The organism is Ideonella azotifigens (assembly GCF_006519715.1).
Lineage (GTDB): Bacteria > Pseudomonadota > Gammaproteobacteria > Burkholderiales > Burkholderiaceae_C > Ideonella > Ideonella azotifigens.
Genome location: NZ_VIDT01001204.1, coordinates 1 through 996, shown reverse-complemented (window position 1 = coordinate 996; position 996 = coordinate 1). Strand labels below are relative to the sequence as shown.

Annotated in this window: 1 protein-coding gene; it reads left to right on the top strand. The window is 68.0% G+C overall.

Features of this window, described 5'->3' with window-relative positions:
* A partial coding sequence (locus tag FKP22_RS31615; RefSeq protein ID WP_141292098.1) for an IS5 family transposase occupies positions 1–996 on the top strand: 996 nt, incomplete at both ends.

Here is a 996-nt window from a genome sequence, read left to right as displayed (position 1 = left end):
GGCGGTGCTGGCCACGCGCATGCCCTGGACGCAGATCGAGGCCTCGCTGGCGCCGGTGTTCGCGCACCGTGATCGCAAAGGGCGGTCTGTGGAAGACGTTGATCTGTTCGGGCCCAGCCTGGTGGTGGCCGGCGCAGGTGTCAGCAATGCCGGCCGGCCCCGCCTGCCGATCCGCCTGATGGTGGCGCTGCTGTACCTCAAGCACGCCTACAACGAGAGCGACGAGTCGGTGGTGGTGCGCTGGTCGCAGGACGTGTACTTCCAGTTCTTCAGCGGCCAGGTCTACTTTGAACCCCGGCTGCCGTGTGACCCGGCGCAGATCAGCCGCTTTCGGCGGGTGTTGGGCGAGGCCGGGGTCGAGCAGTTGCTCAAGACCACGATCGAGACCGCAGTGGCCATGGGCGCGGTGGGCAAGAGCGAGTTCGAGCGCGTGATCGTGGACTCCACGGTGCAGAGCAAGGCCATCGCCCACCCCACCGACAGCCGGCTGCTGGAAGTGGCGCGCGAGAAGATCGCCAGGCTGGCCAAGCGTGCCGGCATCCCGCTTAAGCAGACCCATGCGCGCGAGGGCAAGACACTGCGCCGGCGCGCAGGCGGGTATGCCCATGCCAAGCAGTTCAAGCGGCTGCGCGCCGTGCTCAAACGCCAGCGCACGATCCTGGGCCGGTTGCTGCGTGAGGTGCGCCGCAAGATGGGCGGCCTGGCCGACGAGGCCCGTGCGAGTTTGGACACCTGGATGCAGCGCGCCGAGCGCATCCATCGGCAGCGGCCCAAGGACAAGAACAAGCTGTATGCCCTGCATGCGCCGGAGGCCGAGTGCATCTCCAAGGGCAAGGCGCGCCAGCCCTACGAGTTCGGCGTGAAGGTGAGCCTGGCTGTCACCCACCAGCACGGGCTGATGGTGGGCGCGCGCAGTTTCCCCGGCAACCCGTACGACGGCCACACGCTGGCCGCGCAGATCGAGCAGACCACCAACTTGCTGCAGGACATCGGGGT